We start from the raw sequence: 19,919 nt of genomic DNA on the forward strand, positions 1-19,919 counted from the left end.
ATTGTTTACTCATAATGGACATCAGTTTAAGGGAGGATTGGTGGCTATGAAAGGTGAATTATGAATTGGTTTATTGAAGTATGTCGTTTGATTTTCTTATAGTTGCAGTTTATAACGCACAAATTAGCGAAAATTTTACTTCAGTTTAAAATAAATGCAGCAATCTAAGCCAAAAGAAAAAGCCCGGCGTCTAAACCGGGCTTTTTGGAGAAAACCTTTCGGGCTTTCATAATCACTAACTACTACTACTACTTAACTACTATGAAACTGATATGATTACCTGCGCTGTGCCGGTGGTCTGCGTGGCAGGCTTGGGTGCGCAATCATCGGGAACTCGCCGGTGAGGGTATTGAGGAAGGCAACGATATCGTCAACCTCTTCCTGCGTAAACTGCCGCTGGAGCTGCGCATGGCCCATAATTGCAACAGCTTCTTCAAGGGTTGGTACGCTGCCGTCGTGGAAATATGGGTAAGTGAGTGCAATGTTGCGAAGCGGAGCTACGCGGAATACAAACTGATCGCCCGGGTATCCGGTAATGGCGCCTCGGCCTACGTCTTCACCGCCGAGGTGAGAGAATTCCATGAAGAGATTTCCGCCGAGCAGCGGCCCGTGGTGGCAGCTTGCACAGCCGGCATCCTGGAAGAGGGAGAGCCCGCGAAGCTCCTGATCGTTCAGGATTTCAAAGTTGCCTTCGAGATAGTGATCGAATGGCGAACCCGGGGTGAGCAGGGTACGCTCGAAAGCTGCAATGGCTTTGGCTACATTTTCGAAAGTGAGCGGATCTTCTTCATCGGGGAAAGCTGCTTCGAAATAAGGCAGGTAACCGGTGTTATAGAGGCGGTTTACAGCTTCAGGCGGGGTGAGGTCCATTTCAACGTGGGCCTGAATCGGGCCTTTGGCCTGCTCTTCGAGGGTGGCTGCGCGGCCATCCCAGAATTGTGCTTTCAGGAAGGCAGCATTAAATACGGTTGGTGAGTTTCTCGGGCCAACCTGAGCCCCTTCACCGATGGCACGGGCACGGTGATCAACACCGGCTGCACCAACTACGTGGCAGGAATTACAGCTGATGATGCCGGAGCGGGAAAGTTTAGGCTCAAAAAACAGCTTGTGGCCAAGGTCGATGCGCTCAGGGGTGCGGATATTATCTTCCGGATCTTCAACATCTGCCGGCAAAACCTGGAATAAAGGGTGTGGTGTAACAGGTGCTTCAGCGGTTTGATCTGCGCCCTGCTGACAGCTCAGAATACCAAACAATGCGAATAGTGAGATTAACACAAGCAGTAGCATTGCAGGCCTGCTTCGGGTTTCAGAACTTAAATAATAGTACATAACAGTTCTTTTTTAATGGTAATAAGGCAAATCGGGGGAGAAATGCTAACGGTATTATAATATCACTATTCGAATAGTTGTACAAATCTTTTTCACGTAAAATTCATCAAAGCTTTAAAACTAATTGTTCCGAGAAGAACTTTTTGATTTGGGCAGATAATCTGAATTCATGGCGGTATTCACATTTTCATGTACTTAATTCTTTGTATGTTCGTATCATTAAGCAAAGAAATTAACTCCGTTTTACGCATGTGTGAGTATAAACTGAACACAAAATTAAGATCAACAGGGGTTTTGGTACTCCTGGGGGGCCTTGCGCTCTTGCTGTCATCCTGCGCCATGTCGGGCCTGATGGAGGCACAAACGCAGCTCAGAACATCCTTTGCCTCCGGTGATATTGGCCGTTCCCAGCAGCTGCTCGATCAGTTCGGCAGAAGTGTGTACCGCCCGCAGGATCAGGTGCTCCTTAACTTAGAGCTCGGTACTATAAGCTATTTTAACGGCAATCACCGGCAGAGTATGGAGTACTTTCAGCGTGCAGAGCAGGAGATTGACCGCCTCTTCGGAACTTCTGTTGAGCGCAATATTCGGGCGTTCCTCGTAAACGACGGGCAACTGGAGTATCAGGGTGAGGATTATGAGGATGTGATGCTGAATCTATTCAATGCACTTTCTGCAATTCATCTTGGCGATCTGGAAGCGGCTACGGTAGAGGCAAGGCGCGCTTCCTTTAAACTGGAAAACCTGTCGATTCGTTACGACGGCCTTGTCGAAACCCTCTCCCGGCAGGATACTACCAAAACAGATACGAGCCCGGGCTGGAGCCGGGGCCGTACGAATATTCAGTCGAGCCCGTTCGGGCATTATCTGAGCTACGTTGTTTTTTCGAGGCAGGGCCGCGAAGATAATGCCCGCATCGAGTATGAGCGGTTTCTGCGAACGTTTGCACGAAATTTCCCCGGCCAGCGGTTTGCTCAGCCAACACGGGGGGGCGCCGCTACCACAGCTGCCCCGGCTGGCAGGGTTCCGGAAGCAGGCAATGTGATGCTTATTGGTTTTGGTGGCCTTTCACCCAGTAAAGAATCAAATGAGCTTCGTATTTATTCAAACAACTTGAGTACCTACATCAAATACGCTGTTCCGTCATTAAAACTGCATCCCACTGCTATAAGCAGGGTGGAAGCAGTTATTAACGGAACGCAAACGGTAACACTGCCCATGCTCGATGATTTTGCCGCTACGGCTCAGGATGTTTTCAATGTAAGGCGCCCCCTCATCGTAACAAGGGCAATTATCCGTTCAACCTTAAAGCATTTGGGAAATCAGGCCGGTCAGCGTGCTGCAGCACGGGAGTTCGGCGAAACCGGCAGGGCCGTTGCCCAGCTGGTCGGGTTTCTTGTTACTGAAACCACAGAGGTGGCTGACTTGCGCAGCTGGCAGACTATGCCCGGCCGTGTGTACGGCCAAACGGTAAGTTTGCCACCGGGTACGCATGAAATCAGTATTCGGTATTTTGACCGCAGTAACCGTATCATTCATCAACAAACCCATAACCTTGAAGTTACCGCCGGCCAAAACCTGCAGATAGCGGAAACCTTTTTCCCTGGCTAAGTTTTAATGGTGCACGGTACCCATCCTTCAAAAAAACAACCTATGAGACTACATTACATCCCCATACTTGTTCTGAGCATTTTGCTGGCAGCCTGTGCTTCAACGCCGCGGACTCCGCTATGGCTTACGAGCCCGGGTGAAGTTTATCCTGAGCGGCAGTACCTTACGGCTATAGGTTCCGGTAATTCGCTGCATGCGGCGCAAAATAATGCAATCGGCAACCTCGCCCGTACTTTTCGTGCCGATGTGCGCGCGAGTCAGACCCTGGTTGATGATTACCTCGAAACCGTACGGGATGAGGATATCAATCTTGCACGCGTAACCAGCCTCATTTCGACCACACAAGTTGAGTCGAATCTGGAAATGCTGAATGTGCAGACCTATGAAACCCATCAGGACGGGCAGACCTTTTATGTACTTGCCGGTTTCGAGCGGCTGCCCACTTCAACGGTGTACTCGCGCGAGATTACGAACAACGATATGATTATTGAATCGCTGTTGGGTCAGGCGGCCCGCGAAAACGGTGTGATCCGGAAAATGGGTTTTTACCGCTCAGCGCTGGTTATCAGTCAGATTAATGAAAACCTATCACTGCAGCGCGATCACATCCTCAACCGCACGGTGCCTTTCAACCCTGAAACCGAGCGGCGTCTGGAAATAGACCGCCGGTTAGATGAACTCGCAGCACAGGCTACGGTGCGTATCCAAACGCCGGCTGACTTCCCCCGCGAGCTTGAAGGCGCGCTGCGGAGTGTTTTTCAGGAGCTCGGGTTTACGTCAGGCGATGGCGTATCTTCTGCCCTGCTTGATGTAAGTGCCGCTTTCGTAACCGAAGTAACAGACCTCGGCCGCGATGATGCAGCATTCCGCCACTGGACGGTCACCGTTGATATTAAAGACAATCAGACCCGTACCGATTTCCGGACCTTTTTTCATGAAGGCCGGGCAGGTGCCGCTTCCGACGATCAGGCTGTGCGCCGCGCCGCCCGTGATGCGCGAAATGTGGTAGAGCGTCCGTTTAAAAACTTTGTGGAAGAACAGCTCCGGGATCTTATCCGGAACTAAGCCGGTTCAGGCTTCCGTATTTTCCTTTATCCTTTTCACCCAATCTTTCCATTTGTATGATGAATCAACCTGCTATTTTTCGTGCCGCTGTTTTGTTTGCTTTTGCCTTGTTCTTAACAGCCTGCGGCGGCGGGCCAAGCCAAACGGTAACCCGTGTAGGTGCCGATGATACGCCCGATCTTTCCGGGCGCTGGAACGACCGAGATGCCCGCATCGTATCAGAAACCATGATTAGCGATGTTCTGCGCCGCCCCTGGCTTCAGCGTTTTAAAGACGCCACAGGCCGCGATCCGGTCGTGATTGTCGGCCGGGTGCAAAACGACAGTATGGAACACATCGATACGGAGGTCTTCACCAAAGATCTGGAGCGCGAGCTTATCAATTCTGGTGAAGTCCGTTTCGTGGCGGGCGGCAATGTTCGGGCCGACATCCGCGATGAGCGTCAGCAGCAGCAGCAGTACGCTTCCTTCGAAACCGTTAAAAACCTCGCACAGGAACTGGGCGCTGATTTCATGCTCGTTGGCAACATCAACTCCATCATTGATGAATCCGTTGACAGGCGGCAGGCTGTTATTTTCTACTCGGTAAATCTCGAGCTCGTTAATGTGGAAACCACTGAAAAAGTCTGGATTGGCAACGAGCAGATTCGAAAAGTTATTGAACGCCGCTCAATACGGTAGCATGTTTTTGTAGGGGGATGCGGTACCGGGCCTGAAACCCGCCCGGTGTAGGTCCGCTCAGTTTACTGCCTTTTTGTGCAATACGCTTTGCAACTATTAACAGGGCCGGGGGAAATCATAACACCCTCCGGCCCTGTGCTGTTGGAATGCAGCTTAGCAATCTGTTACTTTCGGATTCGCAAGTTCTACTAATTAATCTGATACTATGAATCCGAAAGTTAGCTACCGACTGTTGGGGGCGTTGTTGTGTTTGCTGGTAATCCCGCTGGGGGTTACGGCACAGCAGGTCCCGGTCGCTTTTGAGGGAGCGACCATTTATCCGATCTCATCAGAACCCATCGAAAACGGGGTTCTTGTTGTGCACGAAGGCAAAATTGTAGCCGTTGGTGCGGCAGGCTCGGTGAGCATCCCCGCTGATGCCGAGCGCCGCGATGCCAGCGGCTTTATCATTATGCCCGGCCTTGTTGATACGCATTCACATATTGGCGGCGGCGACGGCGGCGACCGCTCCTCGCCCCTCCACCCCGATGTGCGCATTATGGATGCCATTGATGTGCGCTCCGATACCTTCAAAAAAGCCCGTACCGGCGGCGTAACGACCGCAAACGTGATGCCGGGCTCGGGGCACCTGCTCAGCGGGCAAACCATCTACCTAAAGCTGCGCAATGCCCGCACCATTTACGATATGCTCATCCCCGATGCGCGCCTGCGCGATGGGTTTGCGGGCGGCATTAAGATGGCCAACGGTACCAATCCGCTGCGTGCGGCGCCGTTCCCCGGCACACGGGCGCGGTCGGCAACGCTTCAGCGGGGTTTGTTCATCGAAGCGGAGGCCTACAGGGAGCGCCTTCAGAATGAAGAAAATGTGCCGCGTAACCTGCGTCTTGAGCCGATAGTGGAAGCCCTCAACGGCGACCGCATCGTCCATTTCCATACGCACCGCCACGATGACATCCTCACTGTGCTGCGCATGCAGCGCGAGTTTGGCTTCCGGGTAGTACTGCACCACGTAACTGATGCCTGGCTCGTAGCCGACGAAATTGCCGCAGCCGGCGTGCCCAGCTCCATTATTGTGCTCGATACCCCCGGCGGTAAGCTTGAAGCCGTGAACCTGCTTTATAAATCAGGCCGTGTTCTGGAGGAAGCCGGAGCCGAAGTGTCGTTTCACACCGACGACGGTGTAACCGATTCCCGCCTGTTTTTCCGGATGGCCGCTTTTGCCGTTCGTGACGGCATGAGCCGGCAGAAAGCGCTTGAAGCCCTCACCCTCGCAGCTGCCCGTCAGCTCGACATGGAAGACCGCGTGGGTTCGCTCGAGCCAGGCAAAGATGCCGACTTCATCCTGCTCACCGGCGATCCCTTCAGCGTGTACACGCACGTGCAGCAAACCTGGATTGAAGGCATCAAGGTCTTCGACCGCGCCAACCCGGATCAGCTGCCATACGCCACAGGCGGCCACGAAATATTCCGCGGCGATTACTTTGACCACTATTCGGTAGGAGGTGCACAATGAGACGGTTCTCAATAATTTCCGCACTTTTTTTCCTGGGATGGATGCTCGCCGGCTGCTCAGCGCCGGTTGCGCAGCTCAACGCCCAGAACATTGCCGTTAAAGGCGGCATCGTGTACACCATGGCCGGCGACCCGATTGAAGACGGCGTTGTGCTCATCCGCAACGGTAGGATTGAGCGCGTTGGGCCGGCTTCCAGGGTGAGCATCCCCGACGGTTACGAGGTGTTTGAAGCGCCGGTCGTTACGCCCGGCATTATCGACACGCGCTCGGTTGTGGGGCTGGCTGGCATTCTTAATATCCCGCACGATCAGGATCAGCTCGAAACTTCCAACCCGTTCCAGCCGGACCTGCGCGCGATTGATGCCTACAATGCCCGTGAAGATCTGGTTGTGTGGCTGCGTAATCTCGGGGTAACGACCGTTCACACCGGTCACGGACCCGGCGCCCTGGCAAGCGGTCAAACGCTGATCGCCAAAACCTGGGGCCAAACGGTAGATGAAGCCGTCATCAATCCGGCGGCCATGGTAGCTTTCACCCTCGGCCCATCTGTAAGTTCCAATTTCGGAGGCTCTCCCGGCACGCGTTCCCGCATGGTTTCTATGTTGCGGGCTGAGTTCATCAAAGCGCAGGAGTACATGGCGCGCGTAAACCCGACCCGCGATCTCAAAATGGAGACCATGGTGAAGGTGCTGAACGGGGAGATGCGTGCCATGATACACGCGCATCAGGTCTCGGAAATCATGTCGGCGCTGCGGCTGCAGCAGGAATTCGGCTTCGATCTGGTTCTCGAAGGCGCATCCGAAGCCTATCTGCTGATTGATGAGCTGAAAGAGGCCGGGGTACACATCATCCTGCATCCCACCATGGTGCGCACGCGCGGTGAAACGACCAACGCGGCCTTCACAACGGCAGCGCGGCTGGCTGAGGCGGGCATCCCCTTCACCTTTCAAAGCGGATTTGAAGGTTATGTGCCGAAAACCAGGGTCGTGCATTTCGAAACCGCCATTGCTGTAGCAAACGGCCTGCCCTTCGAGCACGGCCTGCGCGCCCTCACGATTGATGCGGCCCGTTTCCTGGGGATTGCCGACCGTACGGGCTCGCTGGAGCGTGGTAAAGATGCGGATCTCGTGCTGTGGGAAGGCGACCCCTTCGAGTACACAAGCCGGGTGTGCACGGTAATTATAAATGGTGAACCGGCAAGTACACGCTGTCAGTAACGGTTTGCGAACCTGAAAAAAACAGGCGCCTCATTTTATGAAGCGCCTGTTTTTTTTGCGGCTTCGTTTACGGAGAAATTCCGGCAAACCTCGAAGCCGGGTCATTCTTTATTGATTACAGGTATAACATTATTTTTAAATTTGGAAAATAAACCAATAACTTTAATAGCTGAGCTGTTTGCTAAAATCCTCAACTAAAAGGATACTTTTCTGGTATAACAGTACACGTCATCCATTCATCCCAAAAGACCTTCGTTCATGTAATGCAGAAGTGTTTGTTCATACCTCAATCAGATCTGATCAGAACACAGAGTTGCTTAAGGTAGAACAAAACTCAAACAAGTTTAGCTCAAGATACAGCTGACTGGGCGAAGCCATTTCAACACCAAAGATTATTTATCTATGAACCGTTATATACAAGATTTAGCCAAATCAGTACTGATATTTGGTCTTGTACTGCCTTTGTTTGCAGTTGCAAGTGCTGATGCGCAGTACAGCAGTGATTCCTTCTGGAGCTTTACGCAGGCTTCAGAAAGCCTTCAGGCACAGCGTGATATACAACCTGTAACGTACAAGGCTGCTCAGCTTAATCTGCGTAGCATGCAGGATGTGCTTCAGACGGCTCCCGTTCAGCTTGCAGGCCGTATCATGCAGGGCGCGGAAATATCCCTTCCGCTACCTGACGGAAGTATTCAGCGCTTTTTAGCTGTTGAATCATCCGTGATGCAGGATGGCCTTGCTGCAAAGTTTCCGGATTTCAATACCTATCGCATTGGTGGTATCGACGACCCGACGGCCTATGGTCGTATCAGTTTTACAGCAGCAGGCTTTCATGCTATGGTTCGCAGCGCCTCAGGTACTTTTTACATAGACCCGTTTTCTGCACAGCAGCCCGAAATAGTTATGGTATATGAGCGGAACAACTTTGTGGTTTCCTTCCAGCGGCGTATGGGCGCAGAACAGCACGAGCCGATTGTGGATGACGAAGCTATGGAGCGTTTTGCGGAGGCCGCATTGTATAATGCTGAGCCTGCTTTTAGCGGCACGCAGCTTCGTACATACCGTCTTGCTATGGCTGCAACATCACAATACACAAGCTTCCACAGCCAGCCAAGCCGCTGTGCCACACCTGAGGAGCCCGTAAGCTGTGCGATGGCAGCCATCGTAGTTGCTATGAACCGGGTGAATGGTCTGTATGAAACTGAGGTGTCTTCCACTATGGTGTTGATTGATAACAATGAGATCCTCATTTCAACCAATCCGGGCGATTACAGCAATAATAACGGGCAGTTAATGCTTAGCCAAAATCAGGCGCGTATTGATAACCTGATTGGAAACGCAAACTATGATATCGGGCATGTGTTTTCTACAGGTGGCGGAGGTATTGCTTCCCTTGGTTCAGTTTGTGTAAATAACAGAAAAGCACAGGGTGTTACCGGACTTCCGCAGCCTATAAACGACCCCTTCTACATCGATTTTGTGGCCCACGAAATCGGCCATCAGTATAACGCCCTGCATACCTTTAACGGAACAGCCGGCAGCTGCGGCCCAAACCGCACTGGCGGCGGAGCTTTTGAGCCGGGCAGCGGGAGCACCATTATGGGCTATGCCGGCATTTGCGGAGCGCACAACCTGCAGTTTACGACCGATCCGTATTTCCATATTTTCAGCATCATCCAGATGTCAAGCTTTGCACATAGTGGTGTGGGAGCCAACTGTGGTGAGACGACCCCAACCGGCAATCTTGTTCCGATTGTTGACGCTGGCGTAACAGGCCTCACTCTGCCCGTAAGTACCCCCTTTATTCTTGAAGGCTCAGGCGAAGACCCTGAAGGCAACGAGCTGGTGTTTACCTGGGAGCAGTTCGATCTGGGCCCTGCGGGTCCTCCAAATCAGCCGGTTGGCAACGCTCCGCTTTTCCGTTCTTTCCCCGGTACAGATGAGCCGGTGAGAATGTTTCCGCAGCTGCAGAATGTGCTGAGCGGAAACCCAACCATCGGAGAGTTTCTGCCTAATTACAACCGTAACATGCGGTTCCGCCTTTCAGCCCGTGATAATTTTCAGGGCGGGGGCGGCGTAGCTTTCGCAGATGCTATTTTTACGGTAACGGAATCGGCCGGACCTTTTGTGGTTCCGGTTCCGGGACAAGGCACAAACTGGCGCGCCGGAACAGAGGTGCTGGTAGCCTGGGATGTGGCAAATACCAACGTGGCACCCGTTAATGCGGAAACCGTAAGCATTTACCTCTCAACCGATGCCGGACAAAACTTCAGTACGCTGCTTGCTGAAAATGTGCCGAACAACGGATCCGCATTTGTAGCAATTCCTTCAGGTCTCAATACCACAAATGCCCGGATTAAAGTTAAGGCCGATGATCATGTGTTCTTTAATGTGTCGCGCCCGAACTTTTCGATTTCCGTAAATGCGCCGCTGCCGGTTGCGCAGGTGCCTGCCGGGCCGATTGAAGATACTGCGAGTACAGCCGAAGCCTTTGAAGGTAGTTTCTCTGTTAGTGTAAGTGGCGGAGCAGCCTACAATTATTTCTTGTCAGCTTCATCAGATGATCTGCCGGACGGCGCAGCAGCACTTCCGCTTGAATCAGTTACGTTTACACAAGCCACCGGTACCATTCCGAGCGGTCAGTCACGTGTCATTAACTTCACAGTTGATACCGGCAGCCTTAGTGAGTCACAGTATGCTTTCCGCGTAAACCTCACCTCTGATCCGCTGGTTGGTACTTCAAGTGTAGTGGTTATCCTTGATGTGCGTGAGCGGGTAACCATACAGCGATTTGTTTCGGGTGCTGAAGGCTGGCGCATTGTTTCACCACCGGTTGAAGGCGCAACCATTGAGGAAACCCTGTCCAACTTTGCCACTCAGGGCTTCCCTGGTGCCGATACCGAAACCGGTACGCCTTCGGTTTATGTGATGAGCCAAACCGGCCTGCGCGCAGCACCCTCAGCTGATTATGAGCTTGCCGCAGGAGAGGCCCTCCTTACCTACATCTTCAGCGAAGACCTGCCCGGCTTTGTTCGCGCCGTCGGTTTTCTCAACCGCTCACCCTTTGTGAAAGAACTGACCAATCAGCTCATTTTCCCGGGCGGCGGTGCAACGGGCAACGCGCAACAGGGCTGGAACCTGATTGGGAACCCGTACAATACCACCATCGAACTTAGTCGTATTTCGGAAGATAATTTTGCGAATGCATCCCGTTCTTTCCAGGTATGGGTGCCAACCCTGAATGGCGGCAATGGCGGTTTCCTTGCATGGAACGGGCACGATTACTTCCCGGCCGACGTGCCCTCAGCGCAAAAGTTTACAGGCCGCGTAAACCCGTTTGAAGGTTTCTGGGCACGTGCCCGTGCGGGAAATGCGAGCATCACTTTTGATGCAGAAGAGCTTGCCAACGGCAGCCCGCGCAGCAATCCGCTTGCGGCCTATTATACTTTCACCCTTACTTCCGGAGATTTCACATCATACAAAGTGGTGATGTTTTCTGAGGAAGGTGCAGCCGGATACGATGATTACGATGCCGACCTGCTGCGTTCGCTCAGCTCTGAGTTCCTGTACCTGTACTCGATTGATACAAACCGCCCGCGCAGCATCAACTCGCTCCCGCTCAACAGCGGCGACACCGTAGTTGATGTGCCGATGCATTTTGCTGCGAGCTTTGCCGGCGAACTCACCCTTACCCTCGTGAATATCAGCGGCGGTGCAGAAAACTTCAACGCCCTGAATGTTGTGGATCAGGCTACCGGTGAAACCATCAGCATGGGCCTTGGCGACAGCTACACCTTTGAATTTGAGCCGAATGCGCAAACTACTGACCTAAGCAGCATCCCAAATCTGCCGGGTTACAGCATCCCAAGCGGTACATCGCCCCGCTTCCTGGCACAGTTCGACCTGCGCACCCCGGTTAATATCGATGAAGAAACCTTCGATATTCCCACAACGGTGGAGCTGCGGCAAAACTACCCGAACCCCTTTAACCCCACAACCAACATCACCTTCGGACTGCCGCAAAGCGGTGAGGTTCGCCTCGATGTGTTCAACGTTGCGGGTCAGCGGGTTGCAACACTCGTCAACTCACAAATGACGAGCGGTTACCACACCGTTACGTTCGATGCCTCCCGGCTTTCCTCCGGCGTGTACCTCTACCGCCTCGAAAGCGCCGGTCAGGTACGTACCGAGAAGATGACCCTCATCAAGTAAAATCAGAGGGAATCTCAGCCCGAATTGATGCCCCGCCTGTGAGCGCATCACCTTAAGCAAAAATAAAAAGCCCGCTTCCGGTTTGATTCGGAAGCGGGCTTTTTTGGTGTGATGGGGGGATTAATTTTACTTTGAACTTTTTGCGGGTAAACTGAATCGCAACCTCAGAAAGGTTTCAGGTTTTCGAGTTTGCTTATCCAGCTGTCAAAACGCCGGCATTCTTTTCGGATGGCATCCAGCCCGATTTCAAGAGCGATAAGGGAGCCATACAATACCTTGTCATACTTTCTCAGTATCTGCTGAATTCTTTTTGAAGGCGCTGTAGTTTTCCCATCATTGATGTGCTCGGGGCTTGGAAAAGTATCGCGAATGTTCTGCAGTTTTTTCACCGCTTCTGATCCCGAAAAGTACAGCCCGAAAGCAGCGGGCTTGCTGAAAAGCAATCCCTCGAACTCATGTGCAGTGAAATTAGCTATGAAATTAGGTTCACTTACATCCAGCTGCAAATTTTCCTCAGCTGCTAAAACTCTGGCAAGGGGGTCTCCGGTGACATCAGAGAAAGGGAAATCCGACGGAAGGCCGTAAAAATCGATGAAGGTAGTGACCCACGCGGAAGGGTCTTGCCTGCATTTTCGGACAAGTTGCTTTCTAACACTTTGATACGAAACAACGCCTCCCTTTCCGCCAGGCCCGGTTCGCAGTAGTATCGGGTAAACCCAAATTTGCAGCCTTGCAAAATGATCAGTCAGGATTTCGCGAACGAAGGTTTCTTCGGTCTGGCCTTCACAGAAAATGAAGATTCGGGCCATTTTCAAGGCCTCCCGCCAATCAGGTTCTTCTGCCAAAGTTCGCCTAAAGTATAGTCTTCAAGCCAGGCTGCAAGCGCTGATTCATCAGGTCTCAGCAGGTTCGTGCTGCCGTTTGCCCTTTCAGCAAGGATCACATCCTTTGGTGTGAACTCATTGAGAAGGTCAGCCGACTGCGTTGATACAATGATTTGCTTCTCAGCTGAGGCTGAACGCAGCATCGAGCCCAATAGCCGTATGGCGTAAGGATGCAGACCGAGCTCAGGCTCGTCTATGAGTATCGTTTCCGGCATGAGTTCAGTCGGCTGAAGCAGCACTGTTGCGAGGCAAATGAACCGCAGGGTTCCGTCAGAAAATACATGGGCTTTGAAGGGTATATCATGCCCCCGCTGCGTCCATTCCAGCTCAATTTTTTCCTCATTCAGGGGATGCGTTTCGAGCAGAAAGTCTCCGAAAAAGGGCGCAATCATCCGAACGGTTTTGGTGATCAGCTCATAATTTTTGGGATGCTTGTTCTTCAGGTAAAACAAAAAAGAGGCAAGATTGCCGGCATCAGGTCTCAGGCTTCGGTAATCGTTTTTGTCGCACAGCTGTTTGACCGCTGCGGTTTCGCTTGTGTCGTGGAAATGATGAACGCGCCAGCTTTTTAAGGCCGGAATCACGTACTGCTTTATGCCTGTTGTGTGCGTTCCGATACGGGTTTCAAAATGACCTGAACCAACTGTTTTGTAGTCCGAGATATTTGGAAACAAGCTCTCATGTGCGAACATCAGCCGGTTGTCGGCGGTAGCTTCAAGAGAGAACCTGTATCCGTTATTTCCAAAATAAAGTTCTGCTTCAAGCGCTTCCGTAACTTTTCTGCCGAAATGGAGCAGGGCATCCGGTCCGCCCTGTTTGCCGGCATAATGCTGCAGGTTGCCGGCAATCAGCTGCTGAATGAGCCTGAAAAAGCTGATAAAATTGGACTTTCCGGCACCATTAGGTCCAATGAGGATGTTCAGCTGACCAAGACGGATATCACAGCTTTTTAGGGATTTAAACCCATTGACTACAATTCTGGAAAGTTGCTGATTGCTCATGGTTCGGAAACTAAGCGTCGGAAATTAATGGCTTTTTTGTAAGAGGGATTCCCTGCTGATTCCTGCAAGGGGTAAAACCAAACGCAGGAATCAGCAAGGTACATCCCATTCATCAAAGTTCCGCACCTCACTCACTGTACTTGTGGTTCCACCATTCGGGCTGCTCTTTCAGGTAGCGGTCGAAGTAGCTGATGATGGTGTTTTTCCAGAGCATGAATTTGTTGTAGTCCACAATGTGGTGGTCCTGATCGGCTATGGTTACGTACTCCACATCGGCGCCGAGCAGGGTGAGGGCGGTGAAAAACTGCATGCTTTCGGAGGGCGGCACGTTGGTGTCGGAGAGGCCGTGCAGCAGCAGCAGCGGGGTACGAACGCGGTCGGCGCGGAAAATCGGGCTTTGGTCGATGTAAACTTCCGGAGCATCCCAGGGGAAGGAGTTGGCTGAGGCAACGGAGCTGTACAGGTAGCCCCAGAAGCCGTCGCCCCAGTAGCTGGTGATGTTGCTGATGCCCGCATGGGAAACTGCGGCCGCAAACATGTCGGTTTCGGTGAGCAGCAGCATGGTCATAAACCCGCCGAAGGAAGCCCCGATGGCCCCGACCCGCTCACGGTCAGCGTAGGTGTGCGCATCCAGGAAGCCGTTCACGCTCGCGATGATTTCACCCGAAACCCGGCGGCCCCAGTCGTTGAGGTGCCGCTGCGAGAACTCCTGACCAAAGCCGGTGGTGCCGCTCGGTTGCAGCACGTAAACGATGTAGCCGTGCGCCGCGTATAGTTCCTTGGGGTAGCGCCCGCTGAATGCCCGGCTTACCGGTGCGGTACCGCCGTAGTAGTACACGATAACGGGATAGGTTTTGCTGTCATCAAAATCGATGGGGTAGTACACATGACCGTCGATTTCGGTGCCGTCTTCAAGGGTGAACACCCAGTCGCGGGAGCTGCCGAAGCGCACGTGCCGGTAGGTGTCAGCAGCCGCGAAATGAATCATGGTTGCGCGGTCGCGGCGCAGGTCGAAGGTGTAGGCTTTGTGCGGGTCGTTGATGCCGTGCCCGATGTAGGCCGCGCGCCGTGCGTTGGAGGCTACGGTGAACCCGGAGGTGACGTCAACCCCGGTGTCGAGGCGCTCGAAGCGGTCATTGCGGAGATCATAACGGAAAACAGCGGTCCGGCTTTTTTCGCCGCCGGTGATGTAAATGTGCCGGCCGTCGTGCCCCCACTGCGCGCTGCTCACATCCGGATCAAGCTGCCGGGTGATGCTGCGTACTTCGCGGGTTTGCAGGTCGAAGAGGTAGGCCTGACTGTCGTAGTCGTTGGCGAGGCCTTCTACCGTGCGGCCGGTATCACCGAAGGCGTTGGGGCTGCCGGTTAGCAGGATGTGGCGGCCGTCGGGCGAAAAGCTGCCGCCGCCAATCCAGGGAGCTTCAATAATGGTTTCGGTTTCGAGGGTACGCAGATCCATCAGCAGCATTTCGGCATAGGTGAAGGGCCGGGTGCTGTAGTCCACATGGGTGCGGCTGAGCACCAGCTGCGTGCCGTCGGGGCTGATGCTGCCCATGCCTGTGCTGAGCAGTCCGGCAGTGAGCCGCTCCCTTGCACCGGTTGCGGGATCGAGCCGGAAGATGAAGCTGCGGTGCCGCCAGGTCGGGTAGCGGTCGTGCATGCCGTCGAGGCGGTGCACGCCGGTGTTGTTCGCCGCCGGCCTCTCCTGCGCGGTGTACAGCAGGAAGCGGTTATCGGGCCCCCACTGATGGCCGCCGAGGTGTTCCACATCCCGAAGAATCGGCTCGTGCGTGCCGGCCTGCAAGTCGATTTTCCAGATGGTGCCTTTGTTTCCGCTGCGGGTTGTGTAGGTGAGCACGTGATCTTTGTGCGACCAGTTGATGCCGGTGATGCGCATGCCGCCGCGCCAGGTTTGTACGGTTTCACCGGTTTCGAAGCGGCGCAGCTCGATCCAGTTGTCCCAGCTGCCGGTATCGGGGTTGCCCTGCCGCACCACTACGGCTACGTAGGTGCCGTCGGCAGAGATGGAAACGCCGGTGGTTTCGGGCAGGGTCATCAGGTGCGTGAGCGAAAGCGGCCGCTGCGGGGAGGTTGAAACAGCAAAGGCGTCTTCAAAAAGGGCATCGTATTCGAGTTCAGCAGAAAAGCCTGAGGACACCTCAGCATCGCTGCCGGCCATAATTTTCACCATGATGGTGTGGCGGCCGCGCTCAAGCTGCAGTTTCTGGCTGAGGGTGCCGGCTTCCGCATCTCCGGTCTGAATGCTGGTTTTGGTGTTCATCCGCTCGCCGTTCACGTACAGGGCCAGGGTGTGCGGGGAGGTCAGCTTTAGGGTCGATTCGGTCCAGCGGCTGGTGTGCAGCTGTGTGGCCAGGTAATAGGTGTGGAAATGCCGCTCATTTTCGGACCGGCTGAAGGACGCATCCCCCGAATCAAAACGCACTTCACGCCAGCGTACAGGTGTTCCGAAGCGGTTCAGCAGTTCGGTGCCGCTCACGGGATCGATCGCAGCCGGGTCGATGAGTTCGGTATCCATCAGTTCACGAAGCCCGAAGGTGTTGCCGCGGATGTTGCTTACATCATGCCAGGCCGGGAGAATCTGTAAAACAGGGCCGGCCTGCAGCCATTCGGTGAACCGGAGTTGCTGAGGTTCTTGTTCGGCGGGCCCTGCCTGCAACTGAAGGGGCAGCGCGGCCAGCAGCAGAATTAGAAGACCTGCTGAAAAGCGTTTTTTTAAGGTTGAGGTAGCATTCATAAAAACAGAAAAAAGGATAAAGAAGTGAATCGCCGGATTGGCGCTTGTTCCTGAAGGTGGCTTAAAATAAGATTTTCCGGTCATGCCGGAAATTGATGCTGAGCGGCGTCCTGAAAAAATCAATTAAAACAGAATGCTTTGTTAAAAAAAGCGTCAAAAAAGCCGGATTTCAGCTTAATTCATTCTGTATTGAAGGCTTGCAGAAAATCTTTCTATCTTAATAAGTTAGTTTATCAGCAAAAATGTTAACCAGTCTAAACGTTTGTTGCTCTGAGTATCCAAAATAAATTCCGATCCATTTTTAGCATGAACCCCGAGAAATCCGGTTCCGCTGTCGCAGCTCAGGGGCCCCCTTTGTGCTGTGTTGTATTTGTTTTCTACAATCAGGAGCATGAGGTTGAGCCTATGCTTCAGCCGTTTCTGGAGGCCGTAAGGTTTTTGCCGTTACAGGTTTTTATTTATGATGACGGTTCCACTGATGGTACACCCTTCGTTGTTGAATCTCTCATAGAGCAGGCGGCGGGCGATCATGTCGTTTTCCATAAACACGACCTGCGCAGAGGTACCGGCATGTGCCTGAACTTAGCGCTCGAAGATAGTGCGGCCAAGGCGTTTTACTTTGTTGATAAACACTTCGATCTGAACATTGAGGCATTTGGGGCGGTACTGAAGGAGCTTTCTTACAGCAATGCGGCCTTTACTTTTCCGGCAAGTAACCCGGCGCTTGACCCAACGCAGCTTGCCATCCGGCATGCCCACAAGAAAAAGGTGCCGGCGTCCATCAATTTCATTATCCGAAAAGACCGCATCAGGCCCGATCGCCTGTTTTTTAATCCTTTCCTGCAGAATGGCCATTCGTCAGAGCTGCTGATGCGTGCCGGGGTTTCGGCTAAAGCGCTCGAAGCGCCGACTTTTTTTCACCTGCATTATAACGAAGAAACCTATTCTGACCTCACCACGCAGGATTCCAGGCTCATCATGTTTCATTCACAACTGAGCAGCACGGAAGTGCGCGGCGTTGGCAGCAATGACGATCCCGATTTGTTATATGAAAAAGCGGAGGCCCTGAAATCGGATGGCCGCATCGCTGATGCGCTCGATTTATGTGAAGAGGTGCTCGAGCGCTTCCCACGGCATCAGCACACGCTGAAGCTTTCGGTAGAACTGCTGCAGCGGCTTAAAAAGTACATCAAAGCTTCGGAAAGAAGAAAGCTGATCAGTCAGGGAGCTGAAGCAGATCAGATGAAGCAGGCTGAGGAACAGGCTGCAGCAGCTGAAAAATCAGAATCAGAAGCTGAATCAGAAGTATTATCTGAACTGGAAACGGAAGCCGCAGAGGCTGTTTCCCCATCCGAAACAGAGCCCGATACGGAATCCGAAAGGGAAAGGGAAACTGAAAACGGACCGGATGAACCCGAAATAAAAGCTTTCGGTGAAAAAGTGGAGGCGCCTGAGCCGAAAGAAGCCCCCTTGATTCCGGAAAAAACCTCCGGGGATGCTGATACGCAAGAGGATGCCGAAGCCGAAGAAAGGGCCTTAGCTGATCTTGAACCTGAAGAGACTGAACAGCCCGAAACAGAGCCTGAACTGCGTGATGACGACAGCGCTGAGCCTGATGCCGCTGCTGAAGAAGACGCAGAAGAAGCTCAGCCGCCCGTTCCGTATGAGCGCCCGGCTCATTTTCGGCACAGTATTATTGTGCCCATAGCCGGTTTTGCTCAGCCAAGTCTGGAAAAACTCGCGCTTTGCCTGTACAATTTCTGTGAGCCTTCCGATACTGAACTCATCATAATCGACAATGCTTGTATTGATGACAGCTGGGAGTATCTGAAGCAAATGGAAGAGCATCATTTCTTCCATTTAAAAGTTATCACCAACCGGATGAACAAGGGGTTCACGCAGGCTGTAAATCAGGGCCTGAAAGCAGCATCGGGCGAATACACCCTCGTAATGCACGCAGATGTCACTTTTGAGACCGATATCGCACGATCGCTCGCCGATGTACTTGAGGCCAACCCGGAAGCGGCCATAGCCGGCCCGGTAACCACACAGAGTATGCAGGAAGAGCAGGTCCGCTCGGTATCCAAAGATCCGCTTCAAGTGCTGGAAACGGCCTGGATTGACGGATTTTGTTTTGTGATGCGCGCGGAGGATCACTTTCGGCTTGATGAGCGCTACCGCCTCGCCTGGTACGAAACGATCGACCTCTGCTGCCGCATGCAGGAGGAAGGGAAAAAGGTGCTGATTGCCGCAGGGGTGTTTGTGAAGCACGCCTCAGGGGTTTTTACCTCGCAGCTGGGTGTGCCGGCCTATTCCGATGATTTTGTAAATAGTTTGAATGTGTTCTCTCTGAAATGGGGCGGCACCCCCGAGTTGCCGGAGCCCGGCAGTACAGATCATCCCCTTGAAGAAATCTGGCTGCTTGGCGGACAGCTTGATATGCTGAACCCTTCCAAAGAAATTCAGGCCCGCATTAAGGAACTTCTGGATGACAAGCTGGAGACCGAGCTCAAAAACATTCAGGGGGTAAGCGATGCGGATCTCCGCAATTTTATCCGTGCAATGATGGCAGTAAATAACCGCGGCCTGATGCGTGATCTTGAAGAACGCCTCAGCGGCCTGCCTGACCCCGGCTTTGGTTTCGAGCTGCTCCGGTTTTATTTCAAAAATCAGATTTTTTCGCGCTGCAAAAAGTACATCACTATGATTCGCGAGCAGCAGCCACAGCTTGCATTGCTGTATGCGCTGCGCATTGCGTGGAAAGAAAACGACATACAGCTTGCACCTCAGTATCTGGCTGAATATCTGGAGCAGTACCCCGCTGCATCGGAAGCCTACTACATAGGTGCCAAAATGCACGAACAGCAGGGCAACACAGAGCTGGCTGAGACCTTCATGGAGCGTGCACATCAGCTCGATCCTTTCACCCGTGATGAAGGCCGAATGGTTGAAGGGTGATGGTAACGGGAATAGGTTTCAAGCCTGAAATGATTTTCCGGCCGGGCGAATGATTATTTGCCCGGCTTTCTTTTTATAATCGTCTATGCGGCCATGTTCAAACGGAAGAAACCTCATCTCAATGACACCCGAAAAAGCTATTTGCAAATACGACCGTAAGCAAATAAGGGAGAACCTCCGGGAATTCGCGCTTATTGTGGCGGAACCGGAGTTCATTTGCCGCAAATGCGGGCGTGCAGCCTCTGAAAAAGAAAGCCTGTGCCGCCCGGTGAAGCTGAAGAAGCTGTTAGAGTAAGCAGCCTGTCGTTTCGGTATCCGGCGCAGTTAGTCTTCAAAAAGAAATCATCTGCTCCTCAAAATCAACTTACTCAGCTTCAGTTTCGGGAATGCTGTTTTGATCAGGCCGGGGATGGTGCCACTGCAGCTGTTCTGAATTCCGGTCCTCATCTTTGCCGGAATCGGTTTGTTCAGTGATGCGGTACAAGCCCGTAGCCACAAGCAGCGAAACAAGCAGGGTTATAAGCAGCATTACCAGCATGATAGCCTGTGTTGAATTCGGGGGGAGCCCGTAATTGTGCTGCCTGAGCAACAGCAGCATGGCAGCTGCCGCACACAACGCAACAAAAACGAAAAAGCCGATAAGCAGCCACAAAGATTCGAGTTCCAGAGCGGCAATTACGGGAAATATTTCCAT

Annotated in this window: 12 protein-coding genes; 7 read left to right on the plus strand and 5 right to left on the minus strand. The window is 52.9% G+C overall.

All coding sequences use genetic code 11. From position 1 onward, the window contains the following. Positions 1-276: 276 nt before the first annotated feature. Entirely contained in the window at positions 277-1,329 is a 1,053-nt protein-coding gene (locus LAT75_RS08635) for a cytochrome c peroxidase (protein WP_291482249.1), read from the minus strand. A 294-nt stretch (positions 1,330-1,623) separates the two neighbouring features. On the opposite strand from LAT75_RS08635, the gene LAT75_RS08640 reads away from it, so the two are divergent. The 6 genes from LAT75_RS08640 (at position 1,624) to LAT75_RS08665 (ending at position 11,627) form a co-directional block, all read left to right on the plus strand. Continuing rightward, positions 1,624-2,940, plus strand: a complete 1,317-nt coding sequence (locus LAT75_RS08640) for a hypothetical protein (RefSeq protein WP_291482250.1) — start codon at positions 1,624-1,626, stop codon at positions 2,938-2,940. 42 nt (positions 2,941-2,982) lie between these two features. Beyond that, the gene (locus LAT75_RS08645) at positions 2,983-4,005 is read left to right on the plus strand and encodes an LPP20 family lipoprotein (protein WP_291482251.1); all 1,023 of its coding nucleotides are present in this window, start codon (positions 2,983-2,985) and stop codon (positions 4,003-4,005) included. 56 nt (positions 4,006-4,061) lie between these two features. Then, positions 4,062-4,685, plus strand: coding sequence for a penicillin-binding protein activator LpoB (locus LAT75_RS08650; RefSeq protein WP_291482252.1), 624 nt, complete (start codon positions 4,062-4,064; stop codon positions 4,683-4,685). A 205-nt stretch (positions 4,686-4,890) separates the two neighbouring features. Beyond that, entirely contained in the window at positions 4,891-6,198 is a 1,308-nt protein-coding gene (locus LAT75_RS08655; protein ID WP_291482253.1) for an amidohydrolase family protein, read from the plus strand. Continuing rightward, on the plus strand, positions 6,195-7,415 hold the full coding sequence (locus LAT75_RS08660; RefSeq protein WP_291482254.1) for an amidohydrolase family protein: 1,221 nt from the start codon (positions 6,195-6,197) through the stop codon (positions 7,413-7,415). Before LAT75_RS08655 ends, LAT75_RS08660 begins: the two co-directional genes overlap by 4 nt. 402 nt (positions 7,416-7,817) lie before the next feature. Further along, the gene (locus tag LAT75_RS08665; protein ID WP_291482255.1) at positions 7,818-11,627 is read left to right on the plus strand and encodes a zinc-dependent metalloprotease family protein; all 3,810 of its coding nucleotides are present in this window, start codon (positions 7,818-7,820) and stop codon (positions 11,625-11,627) included. Positions 11,628-11,791: 164 nt separating this feature from the next. Here LAT75_RS08665 and LAT75_RS08670 read toward each other — a convergent pair whose 3' ends face one another. The 3 genes from LAT75_RS08670 to LAT75_RS08680 form a co-directional block, all read right to left on the minus strand. Beyond that, entirely contained in the window at positions 11,792-12,436 is a 645-nt protein-coding gene (locus tag LAT75_RS08670) for a DUF4276 family protein (protein ID WP_291482256.1), read from the minus strand. 2 nt (positions 12,437-12,438) lie between these two features. Then, positions 12,439-13,512 (minus strand): AAA family ATPase, encoded by a 1,074-nt coding sequence (locus LAT75_RS08675; protein WP_291482257.1) that lies wholly within the window; start codon positions 13,510-13,512, stop codon positions 12,439-12,441. 127 nt (positions 13,513-13,639) lie between these two features. Continuing rightward, positions 13,640-16,267: a prolyl oligopeptidase family serine peptidase gene (locus LAT75_RS08680; RefSeq protein ID WP_291482258.1), complete on the minus strand. Its 2,628-nt coding sequence runs from the start codon at positions 16,265-16,267 to the stop codon at positions 13,640-13,642. Between the two features lie 306 nt (positions 16,268-16,573). Here LAT75_RS08680 and LAT75_RS08685 point away from each other — a divergent pair, with 306 nt between their 5' ends. Further along, on the plus strand, positions 16,574-19,225 hold the full coding sequence (locus LAT75_RS08685; RefSeq protein WP_291482259.1) for a glycosyltransferase: 2,652 nt from the start codon (positions 16,574-16,576) through the stop codon (positions 19,223-19,225). A 364-nt stretch (positions 19,226-19,589) separates the two neighbouring features. Here LAT75_RS08685 and LAT75_RS08690 read toward each other — a convergent pair whose 3' ends face one another. Next, positions 19,590-19,919, minus strand: coding sequence for a hypothetical protein (locus LAT75_RS08690; protein ID WP_291482260.1), 330 nt, complete (start codon positions 19,917-19,919; stop codon positions 19,590-19,592).

The organism is Cyclonatronum sp. (assembly GCF_022565315.1).
GTDB lineage: Bacteria > Bacteroidota > Rhodothermia > Balneolales > Cyclonatronaceae > Cyclonatronum.

What these genes read in the sequence shown, in the direction of transcription:
- LAT75_RS08645 (WP_291482251.1), top strand. Translation starts at nt 2,983, where the DNA reads ATGAGACTACATTACATCCCCATACTTGTTCTGAGCATTTTGCTGGCA.
- LAT75_RS08655 (WP_291482253.1), top strand. Translation starts at nt 4,891, where the DNA reads ATGAATCCGAAAGTTAGCTACCGACTGTTGGGGGCGTTGTTGTGTTTG.
- LAT75_RS08650 (WP_291482252.1), top strand. Translation starts at nt 4,062, where the DNA reads ATGATGAATCAACCTGCTATTTTTCGTGCCGCTGTTTTGTTTGCTTTT.
- LAT75_RS08670 (WP_291482256.1), bottom strand. Translation starts at nt 12,436, where the DNA reads ATGGCCCGAATCTTCATTTTCTGTGAAGGCCAGACCGAAGAAACCTTC.
- LAT75_RS08635 (WP_291482249.1), bottom strand. Translation starts at nt 1,329, where the DNA reads ATGTACTATTATTTAAGTTCTGAAACCCGAAGCAGGCCTGCAATGCTA.
- LAT75_RS08665 (WP_291482255.1), top strand. Translation starts at nt 7,818, where the DNA reads ATGAACCGTTATATACAAGATTTAGCCAAATCAGTACTGATATTTGGT.
- LAT75_RS08680 (WP_291482258.1), bottom strand. Translation starts at nt 16,267, where the DNA reads ATGAATGCTACCTCAACCTTAAAAAAACGCTTTTCAGCAGGTCTTCTA.
- LAT75_RS08660 (WP_291482254.1), top strand. Translation starts at nt 6,195, where the DNA reads ATGAGACGGTTCTCAATAATTTCCGCACTTTTTTTCCTGGGATGGATG.
- LAT75_RS08690 (WP_291482260.1), bottom strand. Translation starts at nt 19,919, where the DNA reads ATGGAAATATTTCCCGTAATTGCCGCTCTGGAACTCGAATCTTTGTGG.
- LAT75_RS08675 (WP_291482257.1), bottom strand. Translation starts at nt 13,512, where the DNA reads ATGAGCAATCAGCAACTTTCCAGAATTGTAGTCAATGGGTTTAAATCC.
- LAT75_RS08685 (WP_291482259.1), top strand. Translation starts at nt 16,574, where the DNA reads ATGAACCCCGAGAAATCCGGTTCCGCTGTCGCAGCTCAGGGGCCCCCT.